The organism is Carboxylicivirga linearis, from assembly GCF_018271995.1.
Lineage (GTDB): Bacteria > Bacteroidota > Bacteroidia > Bacteroidales > Marinilabiliaceae > Carboxylicivirga > Carboxylicivirga linearis.
Genome location: NZ_JAGUCO010000091.1, coordinates 1 through 1,138 on the forward strand (window position 1 = coordinate 1; position 1,138 = coordinate 1,138).

The following is a 1,138-nucleotide window of genomic DNA, read 5'->3' on the forward strand; positions in this document are numbered from 1 at the left end:
TTCAGGCTTTCTTCATGTTTGAATTTGGCTTCATCCCAATTGGTGCTTTTCTTCCATTCAAAATTGAGGTTCAAAAGCTTTGCACCAATTTCAACAGCTTCTTTAAATTCAACATTTTCATGCTCCTTAATAAACTCAATGGCATTACCGCCTTTATCACAACCAAAACATTTGAAGATTCCTTTTGCCGGATTAACACTGAACGAAGCCGTTTTCTCATTATGAAACGGACAACAAGCTTTGTAATTAATCCCTGCTTTTTTTAGTGTGACAAAATTGGAGACAACCTCGTAAACTTCATCATTGATTTGCTCTATGACCCTTTTTACATCCATCGGCTACCAATCTTTTCCTGTCAATAACTCACGGTTACTGCTATCAAGGCTCATAAAGAACTCATACACGTTACCCCTGAAATCGTAAAACTTATCTAACAGGTGGTAGCCCATATCTGAACCCCAAATCTTGTAAAAGAGAGCATTTAGCTCCAACTGTGAATCTTCAATCATTTTCTGAATTTTATTGCCATCAAACGGAACGTTGGAGTAGCCGTTTTTTTCATAGAAACTCTTTATGCGGTTATCGAAATAATATAACTTAGATACCGTATTCGGTGCTAATACTGTCATGTGTTTTAGTTTGGAAAGTCCAGAGATAATTGTCTTTTATTCATTTGCCATTCTTCAAAAGTCAGCTCCTTAATATCGTTAAGTGTTTTTCTTGCATCATTGAGCAGCTTCTTTTGGTCGCTATAATCATTTCGTATTCGTTCCACTTCTTCTAATTGCTTTTCCAAAGCCTTTTGTTTTTGCTCTAAAAACTCTCCCTGGTCGGTGAAATAATTAAAAAGGGCATTGTAGCATTCCAGCCTATACTTAATGATTTGTTCTTTAGCCTCAGCCTTGACATTCTTGGGGTTAATTGTAAATAGCCAACCAAATACAAGCTTAAAAGGAATACAAGCCATTTCTCGTTCTTTTCCATCGGCAGCAACTATACCCCTGAGCGGTACAGTTGAACCCAATATTTCATCACTCTTAATCTTTTCTAACTGGCTTGAGTAATTAACTTCTAAAGCTTGACATATTGGTTTAATGGGGACTAACTTTTCTGCATCATCAATAAGCATGATGCTAAC

At 36.6% G+C, this 1,138-nt stretch carries 3 protein-coding genes; all 3 read right to left on the reverse strand.

Annotated elements, in window-relative coordinates:
- Nucleotides 1-335 (reverse strand): CHC2 zinc finger domain-containing protein (locus KEM10_RS23720; protein WP_244826135.1); only part of this gene is annotated, 335 nt, incomplete at its 3' end.
- A 3-nt stretch (nt 336-338) separates the two neighbouring features.
- The gene (locus KEM10_RS23725) at nt 339-629 is read right to left on the reverse strand and encodes a hypothetical protein (RefSeq protein ID WP_212220848.1); all 291 of its coding nucleotides are present in this window, start codon (nt 627-629) and stop codon (nt 339-341) included.
- Between the two features lie 5 nt (nt 630-634).
- On the reverse strand, nt 635-1,138 hold a 504-nt coding region (locus KEM10_RS23730; protein WP_212220851.1), incomplete at its 5' end, for a phage antirepressor N-terminal domain-containing protein.

Bases quoted from the DNA above. Each gene is read 5' to 3' on its own strand.
- KEM10_RS23725 (WP_212220848.1), bottom strand. From the start codon at position 629: ATGACAGTATTAGCACCGAATACGGTATCTAAGTTATATTATTTCGAT.